Source organism: Candidatus Sphingomonas colombiensis (assembly GCA_029202845.1).
In the GTDB taxonomy this organism is placed as follows: Bacteria; Pseudomonadota; Alphaproteobacteria; order Sphingomonadales; family Sphingomonadaceae; genus Sphingomonas; species Sphingomonas colombiensis.
Map to the genome: position 1 here is coordinate 3,410,847 of CP119315.1, position 14,704 is coordinate 3,425,550.

The 14,704-nt window shown below is 64.0% G+C and carries 17 protein-coding genes and 1 tRNA gene; 1 reads left to right on the top strand and 17 read right to left on the bottom strand.

Annotated elements, in window-relative coordinates; genetic code table 11:
- Positions 1-195: 195 nt before the first annotated feature.
- The 5 genes from P0Y64_16520 to P0Y64_16540 all read right to left on the bottom strand — a co-directional run bounded on the left by P0Y64_16520 (position 196) and on the right by P0Y64_16540 (position 7,667).
- A complete protein-coding gene (locus tag P0Y64_16520; protein WEK42925.1) occupies positions 196-2,814 on the bottom strand; it encodes a valine--tRNA ligase in 2,619 nt (872 codons plus the stop codon).
- Between the two features lie 60 nt (positions 2,815-2,874).
- Positions 2,875-4,917, bottom strand: a complete 2,043-nt coding sequence (locus P0Y64_16525) for a S9 family peptidase (GenBank protein WEK42926.1) — start codon at positions 4,915-4,917, stop codon at positions 2,875-2,877.
- Positions 4,918-4,982: 65 nt separating this feature from the next.
- Complete coding sequence (locus tag P0Y64_16530) at positions 4,983-5,447, bottom strand: DUF2497 domain-containing protein (GenBank protein WEK42927.1); 465 nt, start codon at positions 5,445-5,447, stop codon at positions 4,983-4,985.
- Positions 5,448-5,484: 37 nt separating this feature from the next.
- Complete coding sequence (locus tag P0Y64_16535) at positions 5,485-6,990, bottom strand: TolC family outer membrane protein (GenBank protein WEK42928.1); 1,506 nt, start codon at positions 6,988-6,990, stop codon at positions 5,485-5,487.
- A gap of 8 nt (positions 6,991-6,998) precedes the next feature.
- Positions 6,999-7,667, bottom strand: coding sequence for a protein-L-isoaspartate O-methyltransferase (locus P0Y64_16540; GenBank protein ID WEK45095.1), 669 nt, complete (start codon positions 7,665-7,667; stop codon positions 6,999-7,001).
- 148 nt (positions 7,668-7,815) lie between these two features.
- Between P0Y64_16540 and P0Y64_16545 the strand changes: the two genes are divergently transcribed.
- Positions 7,816-7,889, top strand: a tRNA-Cys gene (locus P0Y64_16545).
- 34 nt (positions 7,890-7,923) lie between these two features.
- Here the strand turns inward: P0Y64_16545 and P0Y64_16550 are convergent.
- From P0Y64_16550 to P0Y64_16605, 12 genes are all read right to left on the bottom strand, one after another.
- Positions 7,924-9,069 (bottom strand): tyrosine-type recombinase/integrase, encoded by a 1,146-nt coding sequence (locus P0Y64_16550; protein ID WEK42929.1) that lies wholly within the window; start codon positions 9,067-9,069, stop codon positions 7,924-7,926.
- Positions 9,066-9,251 (bottom strand): hypothetical protein, encoded by a 186-nt coding sequence (locus P0Y64_16555; GenBank protein ID WEK42930.1) that lies wholly within the window; start codon positions 9,249-9,251, stop codon positions 9,066-9,068. The genes P0Y64_16550 and P0Y64_16555 overlap by 4 nt, the downstream gene beginning before the upstream one ends.
- The gene (locus P0Y64_16560) at positions 9,251-9,679 is read right to left on the bottom strand and encodes a hypothetical protein (GenBank protein ID WEK42931.1); all 429 of its coding nucleotides are present in this window, start codon (positions 9,677-9,679) and stop codon (positions 9,251-9,253) included. The genes P0Y64_16555 and P0Y64_16560 overlap by 1 nt, the downstream gene beginning before the upstream one ends.
- A 193-nt stretch (positions 9,680-9,872) precedes the next feature.
- A complete protein-coding gene (locus tag P0Y64_16565; GenBank protein ID WEK42932.1) occupies positions 9,873-10,172 on the bottom strand; it encodes a hypothetical protein in 300 nt (99 codons plus the stop codon).
- Complete coding sequence (locus tag P0Y64_16570; GenBank protein WEK42933.1) at positions 10,165-10,836, bottom strand: hypothetical protein; 672 nt, start codon at positions 10,834-10,836, stop codon at positions 10,165-10,167. The genes P0Y64_16565 and P0Y64_16570 overlap by 8 nt, the downstream gene beginning before the upstream one ends.
- Positions 10,833-11,249, bottom strand: coding sequence for a hypothetical protein (locus P0Y64_16575; protein ID WEK42934.1), 417 nt, complete (start codon positions 11,247-11,249; stop codon positions 10,833-10,835). Before P0Y64_16575 ends, P0Y64_16570 begins: the two co-directional genes overlap by 4 nt.
- The gene (locus tag P0Y64_16580) at positions 11,246-11,437 is read right to left on the bottom strand and encodes a hypothetical protein (GenBank protein ID WEK42935.1); all 192 of its coding nucleotides are present in this window, start codon (positions 11,435-11,437) and stop codon (positions 11,246-11,248) included. The genes P0Y64_16575 and P0Y64_16580 overlap by 4 nt, the downstream gene beginning before the upstream one ends.
- Positions 11,434-12,147, bottom strand: a complete 714-nt coding sequence (locus P0Y64_16585; GenBank protein ID WEK42936.1) for a hypothetical protein — start codon at positions 12,145-12,147, stop codon at positions 11,434-11,436. The genes P0Y64_16580 and P0Y64_16585 overlap by 4 nt, the downstream gene beginning before the upstream one ends.
- A gap of 47 nt (positions 12,148-12,194) precedes the next feature.
- Positions 12,195-12,404: a hypothetical protein gene (locus P0Y64_16590; GenBank protein ID WEK42937.1), complete on the bottom strand. Its 210-nt coding sequence runs from the start codon at positions 12,402-12,404 to the stop codon at positions 12,195-12,197.
- Positions 12,401-13,540 (bottom strand): site-specific DNA-methyltransferase, encoded by a 1,140-nt coding sequence (locus P0Y64_16595; protein ID WEK42938.1) that lies wholly within the window; start codon positions 13,538-13,540, stop codon positions 12,401-12,403. The genes P0Y64_16590 and P0Y64_16595 overlap by 4 nt, the downstream gene beginning before the upstream one ends.
- Positions 13,540-13,773 carry a hypothetical protein gene (locus tag P0Y64_16600; GenBank protein WEK42939.1) on the bottom strand — a complete coding sequence of 78 codons (234 nt, stop codon included), beginning with the start codon at positions 13,771-13,773 and terminating at the stop codon, positions 13,540-13,542. Before P0Y64_16600 ends, P0Y64_16595 begins: the two co-directional genes overlap by 1 nt.
- The gene (locus P0Y64_16605; GenBank protein WEK42940.1) at positions 13,770-14,696 is read right to left on the bottom strand and encodes a DUF5131 family protein; all 927 of its coding nucleotides are present in this window, start codon (positions 14,694-14,696) and stop codon (positions 13,770-13,772) included. Before P0Y64_16605 ends, P0Y64_16600 begins: the two co-directional genes overlap by 4 nt.
- Positions 14,697-14,704: the final 8 nt, after the last annotated feature.

Below are 14,704 nucleotides of genomic sequence, written 5' to 3' on the forward strand. Positions count from 1 at the left end.
CCGATCCGATCGGCCCCGTCGTCAGATTATGCGAATGCCCGTGCCGCGCGGCGGGAGGGCCGCGTTCCGCCGATGGTTCATCACGATCCGACACAGGCGACCTATCCCTTCATGGACGGCAACGATGCCACCCGACTCCATTTTTTCGGGAGCCTGAGCCAACGCCGCATATTGGCGGCACCGGCTGAGGCTCCCTTACCCCAGCCGAGCCAGCGCTGCCGCCAGTCGCTCGGCCTCGGCGGCCTTGTCCGCGTGATCGGCGCGCGCCTTCTCTACCGCTTCCGGCTTGGCGCGCTCGACGAAGCTCGCATTGCCGAGCCGGGCCGCGAGCGAATCGCGTTCCTTCTCAGCGCCCGCGATCGCCTTGGCGAGCCGCGCGCGTTCCGCGTCGAGATCGATCACCTCACCGAGACCGAGGCGATAGGTCGCCTCGTCCACCACCACCTGCGCGCTGCCGCCGCTGACCTCACCCGGCGCGATCCGCGCGAGGCGGGCGATCGTCGCCGCATTGCGCTCCAGCCGTGCGGTGGTTTCGTCTCCGGCATCGGCCACCGAATATGGCAGCCGCGCACCCGGCGGCACGTTCAGCTCGGTCCGGCTTGAGCGCACCTCACCCACCAGCCGGATCAGCCAGTCGACCTCCGCGGCAGCCTGCGGATCGATCGCCCGCGCGTCCGCCATCGGCCATTTCGCGACGATCAGTTCATGTTCGCGCGGGGCCAGCGCGTGCCACAATTCCTCGGTGATGAACGGCATGAACGGATGGAGCACGACCAGCACCTGATCGAGCACCCAGCCCGCAACGGCGCGCGTCTCATCGTCGATCTGGCCCTTGATCAGTTCCAGATACCAGTCGCAGAACTGGCTCCACACGAAATGATAGATCGCGTTCGCCGCCGCATCGAACCGATGCTCGGCCAGTGCGAGATCGACCGACTGGATCGCCTTCACGCACTCGCCGACGATCCATTTGTTGACCGCTGCGGTCGCCACCGGTGGCTCCAGCGTGGACGATCCGCCGATGCCATTCGCCTGACAGAAGCGGCTGGCGTTCCACAGTTTGGTCGCGAAGTTGCGATAACCCTCGACCCGCTTCTCATCCATCTTGATGTCGCGGCCTTGGCTTTCCATCGCCGCCATGAAGAAGCGCAGCGCATCCGCGCCATACTTATCGATCAGCCCCAGCGGATCGACCGTATTGCCCTTGGACTTGGACATCTTCGCGCCATCGGCGGCGCGGACGAGACCGTGCAGATAGAGCGTGCGGAACGGCACGTCCTTCATGAAGTGCATACCCTGCATCATCATCCGCGCGTCCCAGAAGAACAGGATGTCGAAGCCGGAAATCAGCACATCATTGGGATAGCGGCCGCCGAGCGTGGGATCGGTATTGTCCGGCCAGCCCATCGTCGCGAACGGCCAGAGCGCGGAGGAGAACCATGTGTCCAGGACGTCCTCGTCCTGACGCAGCGCGACACCTTCGCCAGCCTGCGCCTGCGCATCCTCGGCGCTCTCCGCAACGAAGATCCGGCCATCGTCGGCGAACCACGCCGGAATCCGATGTCCCCACCACAACTGGCGCGAGACGCACCACGGCTGGATATTCTCCATCCAGTTGAAATAGGTCTTTTCCCACGTCTTGGGCACGATACGTGTCTTGCCGGAGGTCACCGCCTCGATCGCGGGCTTGGCCAGCGTCGCGGCGTCGACATACCATTGATCGGTCAGCCAAGGCTCGATCACTTCGCCGGAGCGATCGCCATAAGGCGTCTGGATCACGCGATCCTCGACGCGCTCGAAGAAGCCCTCGTCCTCCAGCCGTTGCACCACCAGCTTGCGGACCCAGAAGCGATCCTGCCCGAGCAGTTCCGCCGGAATCAGCCCATCGGCGGTCTGCGTCACCTGCGCCTTGGCGTCGAGCATGTTAAGCATCTCACCGGCCTTGAAACCGGCACGCTTGCCGACCTCGAAGTCGTTGAAATCATGGCCCGGCGTGATCTTCACCGCGCCCGATCCCAGTTCCGGATCGGCATGTTCGTCGGCGATGATCGGGATCAGGCGCCCGGTGATCGGCAGGCGCACCTGCTTGCCGATCAGCGCCTTGTAGCGATCATCCTCCGGGTTCACCGCCACCGCCATATCGGCGAGCATCGTCTCCGGCCGCGTCGTCGCGACCGAGATGAACCCGCTGCCGTCCGCCAGCGGATAGCGCAGGTGCCAGAACTTGCCCTGAATCTCGCGGGTTTCGACCTCCAGATCGCTGATCGCGGTGCCGAGGCCCGGATCCCAGTTCACCAGCCGCTTGTCGCGATAGATCAGGCCCTGCTTGTGCAGGTCGACGAACACCTTCAGCACCGCCTTGCTGAAGCCTTCGTCCATCGTGAACCGCTCGTTCGCCCAATCCATCGAGCAGCCGAGCCGGCGGAGCTGGCGCGTGATCGCGCCGCCGCTTTCCGCCTTCCATTCCCACACCTTGGCGACGAACTCATCGCGGGTGAAATCCGTGCGCTTCTGCTGGCGCTCGCCCATCTGGCGCTCGACCACCATCTGTGTCGCGATGCCGGCGTGATCGGTGCCGACCACCCACAAGGCATCCTTGCCCTTCAGCCGCGCGTGCCGCGTCAGGATATCCTGCAACGTATTGTCGAGCGCGTGCCCGATGTGCAGCGAGCCGGTGACGTTCGGCGGCGGATTGACAATCGTCCATGGCTCCGCGCCCGGCCGGTCGGGGCGGAACAGGCCCTTATCCTCCCAATGGCTGTACCAGCGGGACTCAATGGCGGCGGGGTCGAAGGTCTTGGGCAGTTCGGTCATGGCGCCGGCTTTAGCCACGAAGCGGCAAAAGAAAAGCCGGCGCGCACGATCGGATGCGCGTTACTGCGCGCCCTTCCCCGTCCACTTGTCCATCCAGCCGAGCACCTCGCGATACCATTGCCGCGAATTGCGCGGTTTCAGCACCCAATGGTTCTCGTTCGGATTGACCACCAAGCGCGAGGGGATGTCGCGGCGCTGGAGCGCGGTGAAGGCGGCGAGCCCCTGGGTATAGGGGATGCGGAAATCCTTCTCGCCGGTGATCACCAGCATCGGCGTTTTCCATTTATCGACGTAATTCACCGGGTTCCACTTCTCGAACGCGGCGGGGTCTTCGTAATAGGCCTTGCCGCCGTGTTCCCACTCGTCGAACCACAATTCCTCGGTTTCATAGGCCATGGCGCGGGCGTCGAACACGCCGTCATGCTGAACGATGCACTTGAAGCGATCGGGCCACTGCCCCTCGATCCAGTTCATCATATAGCCGCCATAGGACGCGCCCAGCGCACAGGCGTTGTCCGCATCGAGCCAGCCATATTTCGCCGTGGCGGCCGCGAGGCCCTTTTTCAGATCCTCCAGCGGCCAGCCGCCCCAATTGTTGCGGATCGCGTCGGTGAAGGCCTGTCCGTAGCCGGTGCTCCCATGGAAATCGACCGCGACAAGACCGTAGCCCGCGCCTGCGAATACCGCCGGATTCCAGCGATATGACCAGCTGTTGTTCGACGACCCTTGCGGCCCGCCATGGACCATGAACGCGATCGGCACCTTGCCTGCGGCGTCGTGCGGCTTCACCGCATAACCCCAAACCGTGTCGTTGTTCGCGCCCTTGAAGCTGAAGCGCGACACTTCCGGCATGTCGATGCCCGCCAGCTTCGCCGCATTAACCGAGGTGAGTCGTTCCGGCGCGCCCTTGCCGGCGATGCGATAGAAATCGTCCGGCGCGGTCAGGCTGTTCATCGTCACGATCACGCCGCCCGACGTTACGTTGACCGAGGAAACGCTGCCCTCCTGCGTCAGGCGCGTAGGCTGGCCGCTCTGCGCATCAATGCGCCACAGCGGCACCTCCTGCGTATCTTCGGCGGTGACGTAGAGCGATTTCGAATCCGGCGCCCATGCGATCGAGGCGACCGAGCGATCCCATTTGTCGGTCAGCGCGGTCACCTTGCCACTCGCCAGATCGCGCACCATCAATACCTGCCGATCGGCCTCATAGCCGGGACGACGCATCGCGAACCACGCAAGCTTGCGGCCATCGGGGGAGACGACTGGCTGGTTATCGGTCGCCTTATTGCCCGCGGTCAGATTCACCGGGGCACGGCTGCCATCGGCCGGTGCTTCGAAGATATCGAGATTGGTCGACAGCGGCTCGATCCGCCCCGCCTCGCGCATCGCGAAATAGACCGTCTTGCCGTCGGGCGACCAGGTGATCTCCTCGCCACCGCCAGACGGTTTGGAGGGCGTATCGCCAACCAGCGCGCCGACGATCGCCTTGCCGTTGCCCTGCGCGCCGGCGGCGGTCAGCGGGAGGACGAAAAGCTGCGAGCGATTGCCGTCCGCCCATGTATCCCAATGGCGGACGAACAATTGATCGTAGGTCCGCGCTTCCCCGGCCTCCAGATCTTTCTTGACCATCGCCGGCTCGAGCGACGGCGCACCCGGCTTGCGATCAGCCCATATGACCAGCCGATCACCCGTCGGCGCGACCTTGAAGCCGTTGAAGCCACCCTTGAAATCGGTGATCCGGCGCGGCGTCCCGCCCGAAACGGGCACCGCCCAGATCGCATCCTCGCCGCCACGATCGGACGAGAAATAGACGGTATCGCCAACGATCTGCGGACCGCTTTCGCTCAGGGCCGGATCGGCCAGAAGCCGCGCCGGCTGGGCACCGCGCGTCGTCAGGTCGAGCTTCCAGAGGTTGGTATGCCCCTTGTTCGCGGCAAGGTCTGTCTCGCGCTGTGCCCAGACCAGCCATTTGCCGTTCGCGGAAACGGTGGGTGAACCGACCCGCGACAACATGGACACATCGGCGATGGTGAGCGGGCGCGCCACAGCGGGAGCAGCGGCAACGGCGATGGCGAGCAGACTCGCAACGGAAAGCGCTTTCATGCCGGGAGATAGAGCAGATCGTTACTTCTGCGACAATCTCCCGCGCGTGATTCGCGAAAGCAGGCTCAGCGGCCGGCGTTGGTGATCTTGGCGATCTCGCGCGCGACAATCGATTCGACGATCGCCGGCAGATTCGCATCGAGCCATTCGCGCAACATCGGCCGCAGCATTTCGCGCACCAAACCTTCCAGCGTGCCGTCGCTATCCGGTTCCGGCTTCACCAGCAGGCGAGACAGCGCATCGAGCGCACCACGAGTCGCTTGCGCAGTTTCCTGCGACACGATCGTCTCCGGCGCGGGTTTCGCAGATGTGGCGGCCGCGGGCGGCGGCGATTCGGGCGCGATCGGCATCGGGTGGCTCAGCTCCAGCACCTCATCCGGCTCGTCGGCCGGCGGATCGGGCACAATCGTTGGAACAGGGCGAATCGATGCGCGGCGCGTACGCTGGGCACTCTCTCCCTCTTCGGCGATGATCCGTTTGATCGAGGACAGGATGTCCTCCATCGACGGTTCGGCGCTAGCGTCCCCCATACGCGACGTTCCACCATTGTTTCGCGAACACGCCGGTTTAGCGGTTCGGTGCATGCTCACCTGTGGTTAAGGGAGCGTTCCTGTCAACAGGCGTATCGAGTTCCGGGTCGAGCGGACGCGTCACCGTGGCGTTCTGCGGCGGCACTTTCGCGGTGCTCGGCGCAATTGCCGACGGCGACGGTGCGCTGCCAAAATCGGAGAATCGGTTCTTCACGGCGTTGTAATTGTCCGCCGAATTGTACAGCGGTCCACCGTCCAGCCCCAGATAACGCGCCTCCGCGCGCCCCATCGCCGCGAGCAGCGCGAAGCCCGCGACATATGCATCGCGACGCGCGGTCACCAATGTCACCTGGCTGTTGAGCAATTCCTGCTCGGCATTGAGAATATCGAGAATCGTACGATTGCCGACGCTGTTCTCGGCGCGCACGCCCTCCAGAGACAGGCGATTCGCGCTGACCGCCGCCTCGGACGACTGGATCACCTCCAGCGCAGAGCGCCAGATCGCAAAGGCGGAACGGGTCTGGGCCACCACCTGACGCTCGGCGGCGGTGGTGTTCTCGATCGCCTGCGAGCGCAACGCCTGCGCTTGGCGGATCTGCGCGGCCGGGCGCCCCCCCTGGAAGATCGGCAGCGTCACGTTGACACCGATCGAGCTCGAGGAACCGGTCTGCCCAACGCCAAGATTGGTACCCGCCCCCAGCGAACCGAGATAATTGGTGTAATTCTCGCCGACGCCAACGCCGACGGTGGGGAGTCGGCCGGCCTGCGCGACCTTCACGTCATAGCGAGTCGCGTCGCTCTGGCGCCGCGCCGCGATCAGCGTGGGGTTGTCCTGAAGCGCAACATCGACCGCGGCATCCGGCGCGCTGGGCAAGTTGGGCAACGGCGGCGGCAGCTCGAGCAAACCCGGCGCTTCGCCGACGAGCTGAACATAATTCTCGCGGCTGGCGATCAAATTCGCCTCGGCGCCCTGCATCTGCGCCCGCGCAACGCTGAGCCGCGCCTCGGATTGCGCAACATCGGTGCGTGTCAGATCGCCGACTTGAAAACGATCGCGCGCCGCGCGAAGGTTGGTTTCAAGCACCTTCACGTTCTGCGCGTTCAGGCTGACGATCGCTTCGTCGCGCAGGACATTATTGTACGCGCTGACGACATTGGTGAAGGTCGCCGCCTCCGTCCCGCGCAACCCCGCCTGCCCGGCATCCACCCGCGTTTCCGCGGCGCGCACCGAGTTACGCACTGCCCCGCCGGAATAAAGCGGGACGTTGAGCGTCACGCCCGCCTGCCCGACGCGTTCCGGCGTCGTGAAGGTATTGCCGGAACGCAGAAAATTGTCGGTGACAGAGCCGGTGGCGGCAAGGCTCGGGCGACCGGCTGCCTTGGCGATCGGCACGTTTTCGTCGGTCGCGCGCTGCTGCGCACGGCCGGCGGTGATCGTCGGGTTGTCGCGATAGGCCTTCGCCAGCGCGTCACGCAGTGTTTCCGCCGAAGCGGGCGCCGCAAGCGCTGCGGCGAGCGCGACGAAGGAAATATAGCGACCCAAGGGATACCTCAGAAACTGAACCCGCGCCGGCGCGCAAAGCCCGGCAACACGACGCACTCGATGTCCGCGAAACCGACGAGCCCAAAGCCGCCGTCGGTGCGGCGTCCGGCGGCGAGCCGCGTCACGCCGCGATCGATCAGCCCGGCGACAATCCGGCCGTCCGTGCGAACCTGTGCGATGAGCGCCTCCGGCAACTCCTCGACCGCGCCATCGACAACCATCACGTCATAGGGCGCGCCGGCGGCATGGCCCTGCTCCATCGGCCCTTCGACCAGTTCGACGCCCGCCACGCCGTCCAGCGCGGTGCGCGCGCGAGCGGCGAGATCGTGATCGCTCTCCACCGCGGTGACATGCGTCACGAGCCGTGCGAGCACGGTTGCGGTGTAGCCGGTCGCGGCGCCGATCAGCAGCACGCGATCACTCGGCTGAAGCTGCGCCTCGGTCAGCAGGCGGCCGGTTGCGATCGGCAGATTCGCCGCGCGCCCGCCGCCCAGCGGAATCGCCGTGTCGCGATAGGCGAGCGACACCGCTTCCGTCGGCACGAAAGCCTCGCGCGCGATGCTCGCCATCGCGGTCACGACGCGCACGTCGCTCACCGCATTCGGGCGCAACTGACTTGCCACCATCGCGGTGCGCATCGCCTCGAATTCGTTCGCCAAGGAAGAGGTCACCATCATCAACATGCCCTGTTGCACAACTGTTTTACTGACGCAATACACTAATGTCTGCCGGCGGCTTGTATCGCGTCACCGTCGTCACGCCAACTATCGCGGCACGCTTGACAGCGAGCGGCTGGCGACGCATCAGCCCGCTCCCGCATATCGAGGCCCGATGGCGGAGTGGTGACGCAGAGGACTGCAAATCCTTGCACCCGGGTTCGATTCCCGGTCGGGCCTCCAGCGGTTTCCCAAATATGGCGGAATTGCTAGCATTTCAGGCTGGTTCGTCACCGGTTAGACAATCCGGGTTAGCCAACGAATCCGTCTCCCACTGAGCAACAAGCGCAATCGCATCGTCTGCAAGCCGCGCCTGATTTGCCGCTTCGGTGTATACTGAAACCTCATTGTCCTGGCTGTGGCCGGACACTGATTTCAGAGTGCGATTGGCTAAATTCAGTTCCGCCATCCGCCGCATCATCGCCTTCCGGAGGCCATGCGCCGTGCATTGCGGCAGTCCCGCCTCGTCGCACCATTCCCGCATTTTGTTGCCGAACCCAGCATTGCTAAACGGTCGGCCAAGGTGATTCAGCAAGAACGCAGCAGCGCCAGCCCGCGCCGGGATGGCCTTGATCGCCTCAAGGAGTTGCGGAGCGATGGTAAGGCGCAGGCCCTTCCCAGTCTTGGTCTGCACCAGCGCGATCTTGCCAGCCCGGATGTCATCGGGGCCCATCCGAATCGCATCGACACGACGCTGTCCAGTCCAGAGCATCAACTCCATCGCAAGCCGCGCATTCGTGCCGAGCTTATGGCTTGCGCGATACTGGCTGATTTCCTCTTCCGCCCACGTGTGAAAGCCAGTCGAGCGTGCGCCAGCGGCCACCCTCACCTTCTCCGCCTTGCGCACCGGATTGCTGCCGTCAGGTCGCATGCCGATTTTCTCCGCGTGGTCGAACAGGCGCACCAGTTCCTTACGCAATTTCCGGGCCGCCTCGATGCCGCCAACAGGCCGCCCGTTCGCAGCCACTGACCGCGCGCGCTTTTTGGCGATGATCGCGTCGATATGGTCGAAGCGGAAGTCGGCCACAAAACGGTGCCCATGCTCATCGCGAAATTTATCGACGATTGCGCGGACCTTGTTCTGGGTCGTTGTGCTCGGGCCGAGCCGATCAGGCACTGCGACATAGCGCGTGACCAGATCATCGACCGATCCGGGAACCGCGCGACGCTCAAGGCCAGTATCGACGACGGGCTGCGCCTCGAAATCGCGATACTCGCTGCGGAATTCATCTGTGCCTAGCTCGGCTTTGAAATAGCCTCCAGGGTGGCCCGCCCGCCGATAGCGGTAGCGCAATTTACCGTGCCGATCGCGGAATCGTGAGACGTGCCGTGGCAGAAAGCGCGGACGTTTTTTTGCGGTCATGGGTCGAGCAGATCGTCACAGGTGTTGCGACGCATCGGACCGTTCGCCTGACCGCCGACGACGATGGAGATTGTCCCGTCCGTCGCGATGTCGACTCGGTACTGACGGAGGCGCGACTTCTCGGCCGCATTGATCGCGCGTTTGATATCGTCCTGCCGCCAATGGGATGCGCGGGCACCCATCACATCCCCCTTTCAGCGCGAGCGCGGAGAGCGGCGGCGGTGGCGGCGTTCGTCGCCTCATCGAGCCGGAAGAACCCCAGCATCCCCCGGCACGGGATCAGCGGCAGCGGAAACGCCTCGCCAATCACGAAGCAATAGCGGCCGAAAAACCAATCGCTGTCCATCTGCTCGACGCAATCGGTGATCTTCATCATGCCGACGACGCCACCGCGAGGCAGTTCGCCGAGCGATTTGGGCGTCGGGCCATCGGTCGCTTTGCCGGCATGGACAATCACCCAGCCACGCCCTTTCGTCGGCCAGTCGCGGTTCTCCACATCCTTGCCGTCGTGGAAGATGTGGTGCGGGTACGGCTGCTTGATCGACAGCGCGCGAATCTCGCCAGCCTCCACCCGCTCCGCCAGAGCGATAAGCTTCTCTGCCTGCGTCATGCGGACTTCTCCCGCTCGGTGCAGGTCCACGTCGTGCTGGAATAGACCATCACGTCGAAGGTCTCGCCGCAGTCGTCGCACGTTTCTTCGGTGTATCGGTGTTCATCATAATAGATCGGTTCGTCAGCGGTATATTGGCGGCCACAGCACGGGCACTTCGGCCCCTCGGTCTCGAATGTTTCGCGAGGCCCGCTCACGACCGCGCACCGATCAGTGCGAGGGCGCGTTTCATCGACGGCTCGTTCATTGCGGCGGCGACAAGTGCAATCGCAGCGTCCTGGCTCATCCCGCGAGCCTTAGCTGCGTTCCAGATTGCGACACGGATATCGCCCTCCACGTCATGCGGTGCGGGAGGGGCGGCGGAGAGCAACGCGGCATAGGCCCGCACTGCATCGGCACGCCAGTCCCCGTTCGAACGGCAAACAATGGGCGTGCTGCTGACCATCTCCGCCGTCGGCTCGACCGGCACCAGCATCCACTTGCTATCAGACATGGGGTGTCTCCCACTGGGCGAGGGCTGCGCGGGCGTCTGCGTGCCAGTTCACATAATGCGCGGGCACGTTGAATTGCGCGCGCTCAACCAGTTCCCGCAGCCTCTCGATCTCCGCGCGATCGTCGGACGTGGATATGGAGGCAGCAAGCCCGGCCGGGTCCAAGTCCGCGTTGATTTCCCAAAGTCCGCTTTGCCCATGACCATCGTCTATTTTGAACATCCCCGCGCCAATGCTGCACTGCCGTTCGATCTCGGATTTCAGCGCGTCGAGCGCCTCACCCGCCGTCGCAGCGGGGCCAGCGGTAGCAGCGAGAACCGCGTCACCGACCTTGCTGCAAAAGTCGAATGCCACGGGGTTTTTGGACGGGTCACCACGGTCGCCATAGATGGCACGGAATGCCGCCATATGCGCCGCCTCCACCCTTTCAGGGGCAGCGGCGTCCGTCACAGCATCAGGCTTGGACGGCGGGAGGGCGGCGAGAGAAACATAGCGTCGCTCATATCCGAAGGCGGCCGCAACTTCCGCACTTGCCCCACGGGCGCCACTAAGGAACAGTGTCAGTGCTTTTGGGTGGACGCCATGTTTGCGGGCGAGCGCGGCGGCGCTACCGCATGTCTCAGCAACCATGTCGGCGACGATCTGGCGAAACTGATCCTCCGTCATCGCGGCCCCTCCCGATCGTAGATTACGGACTCGTCGGCTTGGTCGTTCGTGCCATTGATTGCGTCCTCCAACTGCGCCGCGATCAACAAGCGACCTTCGATGGCCAAGTCGGTGTCATGCCAGTTGTCCGGCGAGCGGAGCATTTTCACGGCGCTTTCGACCGCCTCCCTCAGCTTCTCAACCTCGGCCACTACAGGATCGGACACAGGTGCAGGGGCGGCGGATAGGGCGGCGTCTTTGCCGCCCTGATAGACCGCGTTATGATGCGCGCTAATTTGGACGCAAATATCATTAATTGAGCGGTCGATGCCTTCAATCTCAGGGATGCCGCCTCCGGTTGCGTGGCAGGCGATCATCCAAAGCTTGTGACGCAGCCGCTCAATCTCAGCAGCGGGGGTGTTGTTCTCGGTCATTTCGATTGGTCCTTGCGCAGATGCCAAGAATAAAGCTCGCGGGTTGTTGTCGCCATGCAGCCGCACTCGTGACCACCGCAACAATAGGGCGCATCAAGATCGCACTTCCAAATCTCGCGCTTCCATTCTTCGTGCGCGTTGGCGAGCAGCAGCCGCAAAAGGCGGAGTTTGAACAGAATGTCTCTCACCGCGCCTCTCCCGCAGACTGTGCGCTGTCTCGCGCCTCAGCATCATGTGCCGCGTAGAGGGTGAGGATGGCGTCGGCTTTCGCGAGGGACGGAGAGATTATGTTATCCGCCGCATCAAGATGTTGCCGAATGCGTTTACCACTCGCTGCATTAGCCATGCGTGTGATCGTGGCATGGTCCTGCCATGCTAGAGGATCGATCACCCTCGCAATCGCCTCCCGCTCAGGCGCTACGGCCGGTGGTCCATATGACGCGACGGTCCACGCATCTTCGTCATGCGGTACGAGAACCCAAACGCCATCGTCGGCTCCCTTGATGACCCTCGCAATCGCCTTGCGATCAGGCGCTGCGGCCGGTGGTGGCAACCGTTCCAGCAGGTCGAGCAGCAGTTCGCTCGGGCAATCGGCCGGGGTGTAACCAGCAACGCGCGGATCGCTCAGCGCGCTTTCGTACGCCTCAAGGTATCGCTCGCCGATGCGCGCCCGTGTCTCGACCGTTTCTGCATGAGGGCCAACGCCGTCGAACTTCGCGTAGTCGTCCGTCGTCTCCAGCCGCCCCGCATCGAGTGCGGTAAGGGCGGTGATGATCTCGGGGAGCGCGTTGAGATCGCGCCGCGTGCCTGCGAGCCAGCCCGGCATGCCGAACAACGCGAAGTCCTCGCCATAGTGATTTTGCGCGCAGCCTTCGGAGTTCTGCTGCAACAATGCCATGCTCGACCGGATACGCTCCAGCCGCTCGATCAGCGCACGGTGGTCTGTCATGCTGGGGAACTCCCGAAAAGGTCCGGCTGGGCCGGGCTGATGTTGATCGCGAGCGCGCGGCGTCGGGCATTGCCGGCCCACTCCAACAGCGCTGCGGAGAATGATCGCGCCCGGCGACGAGCCCGAGCCTCGCGCATCAAGACGCGCGCGTAGTAGATCTCGAAATCGCGCTGCTCGGCGGGCGTTTGGGAAGGCAGGTGGGTCATGCCGCCTCCATCGCATTGAGCATATCTGATCGATCCGCATCGATGCGATCGCGGGCGATCTGAACATTGTCGGGATTGATCTCTGTCAGGATGGCATTGCGCTGGAGACGATCCGCGACCAGCCCGGTCGTGCCGGCGCCGCCGAATGGATCGAGAACGGTCCCGCCTTCAGGGCATCCGGCCAGAATGCAGCGCCGGGCGATCTCATTTGGCATTACGGCGTAGTGTGCCCCGGTGAAGGACGCGGGTGAGACGAACCAAACGTCACGCATCATCGCCGGCCGGGCCACCTGCTCCGCCTTTTCCATGGCGTCCCAGCGATCGTTGAAGCCTGCATGTTGACGGCTATGGCCGCGCTGCTTGTCGGAGCGCCGCTCTTTCGGTGGCACATTGTCGCCAAGCGAATGCCTGCCGTGTGGCGAGCCGGATAGGACGCCAACGGCGCGCATCGTGCCATTCGTCTTAGCCCCTCCATTGGCGCGATGCGAACCAGCCTGCGACTGGACATCTTGCGCGGTGCGGATCAGGCTAGATTCACGCGGCGGCGTCTTGATCGCGTCGAAGTCGCTCCAATAGGTCGATGACTTCGACAACATGAAGATCATCTCGTAGGACGAGGTGCAGCGATCCTCTTGGCTGCCGGGCATCCCGTTGGGCTTGGCCCACACGATCGCGCTGCGCAGCCACCAGCCATCGGCACGCAGGGCAAGAGCCACCTCCCACGGGATGCCGATCAGGTCTTTGGGCTTGATGGCGGCCGATCGGACGTTGCGCGTCGCATTGGTGACTGCTGCCTGTCGCGCGGAATTGCCGACCGGCGCGACACTACCACGATTTGTGCGCTGCTTCTGGTGCCGGCTGTCGGCAGGATTCCCGCCCTTGCCGCTGCCAGCATAACTATCGCCAAGGTTCAGCCAGAGCGTGCCGTCGTCTCGAAGTACGCGGCGAACCTCGCGGAACACCGCGACCATCTGTTCGATGAACTCATTCGGGGTTTGCTCAAGCCCGATCTGGTTGGCGGCGTTGTAATCTCGCAAGCCAAAGTACGGCGGCGAAGTCACGCAGCAATGAACCGAGCCAGCATCAAGAGTCGGCAGCACGTCGCGGCAATCGCCGGGGATGATCTCGACGGCCATCACTCGCCCTCCAAGATGGAGCGCACCGCGAGGCCGAGAGGGTTAAGCGCCCATTCGTTGGCATCGTCCGGGCAGTGCTTGTGGTCGATCAGGCCGGGAACCATGTTCCACCATGCCCTCTTCGCAACGCTGCGGCTCGGAACTGAGCCCCAATCGCCGTTATCAGGCAACGCGAGGATCATCAGGCGCCGCGCCGCAGTCAGCTTCCCCGCGATCTCTACTGCCGCGCTCATGCCGGCACCCCGTCATGCTGGATGCCATCGAGCAGGCGGCCGGCGGCCTTCTTGCCGACACGACGCATGACGTGGAAACGCTCCCCGTGGAAGCCGCAGCCCCCGGCGAGGTTCAGCCAGCGTGTCTTGCCCGCGTCGACATAGACGTTGCTGTAGTTTGCGCGCCAATCGGGATCGTCCCGCTCGCGATCGAGCGCAACCTCCCATTCACCCCATTGCTTGAACAGGAACGGCACCCCGGCGGTGGCGCACTGGTCGCGCAGCCCGCGCGCCCAATCCGGGTGCATCGGGCGTGCTTCGCGCCCACTCTCTCCGCCGACGATCACCCAATCCAGCGCGGACAACCATTCGGGCCTCAGCGCGACCGCGCCGAGCAGCGGCTCCATCGACAACCCAATCCACGGGATACCCAGCTTTTCCTTAAGCGCGATAAGGCGCGGAATATCGCGATCGGCCTCGGCCTGATTGACCACCGAGATCATCAACCCCGCGTGCGCTGGCCAGCGAATATCGCCCGCCGCCTCTAACCGCTTTTCAATGACCGAAATGCGCTTGGTGACGATCTGGATCGCCAGCCTGTCGCAGGCATGGATATGCGACCACGCTTCGGCGAACCATTCGATCGGCACTTCCGTATCGAACAGGTCAGACATGCTCTGGATAAACACGCGGCGGCGCGGAGACGTGACGATCTTGCCGATATAATGATCGGCCGCCCACCACGACGCGCCATTGTGCAGCCGATAGAGCAGCTTCACCGCCGACTTGATCTTGCGCCGGTCGCTGCCCAGCCCCCACGCCGTGCCGAAGCGGCTTGCCAGCGTTTCCGCGTAGCAGTGATCGCAGCCCGGTCCGACCTTGGTACAGCCCCACCAGAAATTGACGGTGGCGTCGGTCCACTCGATCTTAGTGTTCTCAGCCATGCAGGCGT

Excerpts from the sequence above, each read along its gene's own strand:
- P0Y64_16605 (WEK42940.1), bottom strand. The coding sequence starts at position 14,696 with ATGGCTGAGAACACTAAGATCGAGTGGACCGACGCCACCGTCAATTTC.
- P0Y64_16585 (WEK42936.1), bottom strand. The coding sequence starts at position 12,147 with ATGGCATTGTTGCAGCAGAACTCCGAAGGCTGCGCGCAAAATCACTAT.
- P0Y64_16530 (WEK42927.1), bottom strand. The coding sequence starts at position 5,447 with ATGGGGGACGCTAGCGCCGAACCGTCGATGGAGGACATCCTGTCCTCG.
- P0Y64_16540 (WEK45095.1), bottom strand. The coding sequence starts at position 7,667 with ATGATGGTGACCTCTTCCTTGGCGAACGAATTCGAGGCGATGCGCACC.
- P0Y64_16565 (WEK42932.1), bottom strand. The coding sequence starts at position 10,172 with ATGTCTGATAGCAAGTGGATGCTGGTGCCGGTCGAGCCGACGGCGGAG.
- P0Y64_16555 (WEK42930.1), bottom strand. The coding sequence starts at position 9,251 with ATGGGTGCCCGCGCATCCCATTGGCGGCAGGACGATATCAAACGCGCG.
- P0Y64_16520 (WEK42925.1), bottom strand. The coding sequence starts at position 2,814 with ATGACCGAACTGCCCAAGACCTTCGACCCCGCCGCCATTGAGTCCCGC.
- P0Y64_16550 (WEK42929.1), bottom strand. The coding sequence starts at position 9,069 with ATGACCGCAAAAAAACGTCCGCGCTTTCTGCCACGGCACGTCTCACGA.
- P0Y64_16590 (WEK42937.1), bottom strand. The coding sequence starts at position 12,404 with ATGACCCACCTGCCTTCCCAAACGCCCGCCGAGCAGCGCGATTTCGAG.
- P0Y64_16595 (WEK42938.1), bottom strand. The coding sequence starts at position 13,540 with ATGGCCGTCGAGATCATCCCCGGCGATTGCCGCGACGTGCTGCCGACT.
- P0Y64_16600 (WEK42939.1), bottom strand. The coding sequence starts at position 13,773 with ATGAGCGCGGCAGTAGAGATCGCGGGGAAGCTGACTGCGGCGCGGCGC.
- P0Y64_16525 (WEK42926.1), bottom strand. The coding sequence starts at position 4,917 with ATGAAAGCGCTTTCCGTTGCGAGTCTGCTCGCCATCGCCGTTGCCGCT.
- P0Y64_16560 (WEK42931.1), bottom strand. The coding sequence starts at position 9,679 with ATGACGCAGGCAGAGAAGCTTATCGCTCTGGCGGAGCGGGTGGAGGCT.
- P0Y64_16570 (WEK42933.1), bottom strand. The coding sequence starts at position 10,836 with ATGACGGAGGATCAGTTTCGCCAGATCGTCGCCGACATGGTTGCTGAG.
- P0Y64_16575 (WEK42934.1), bottom strand. The coding sequence starts at position 11,249 with ATGACCGAGAACAACACCCCCGCTGCTGAGATTGAGCGGCTGCGTCAC.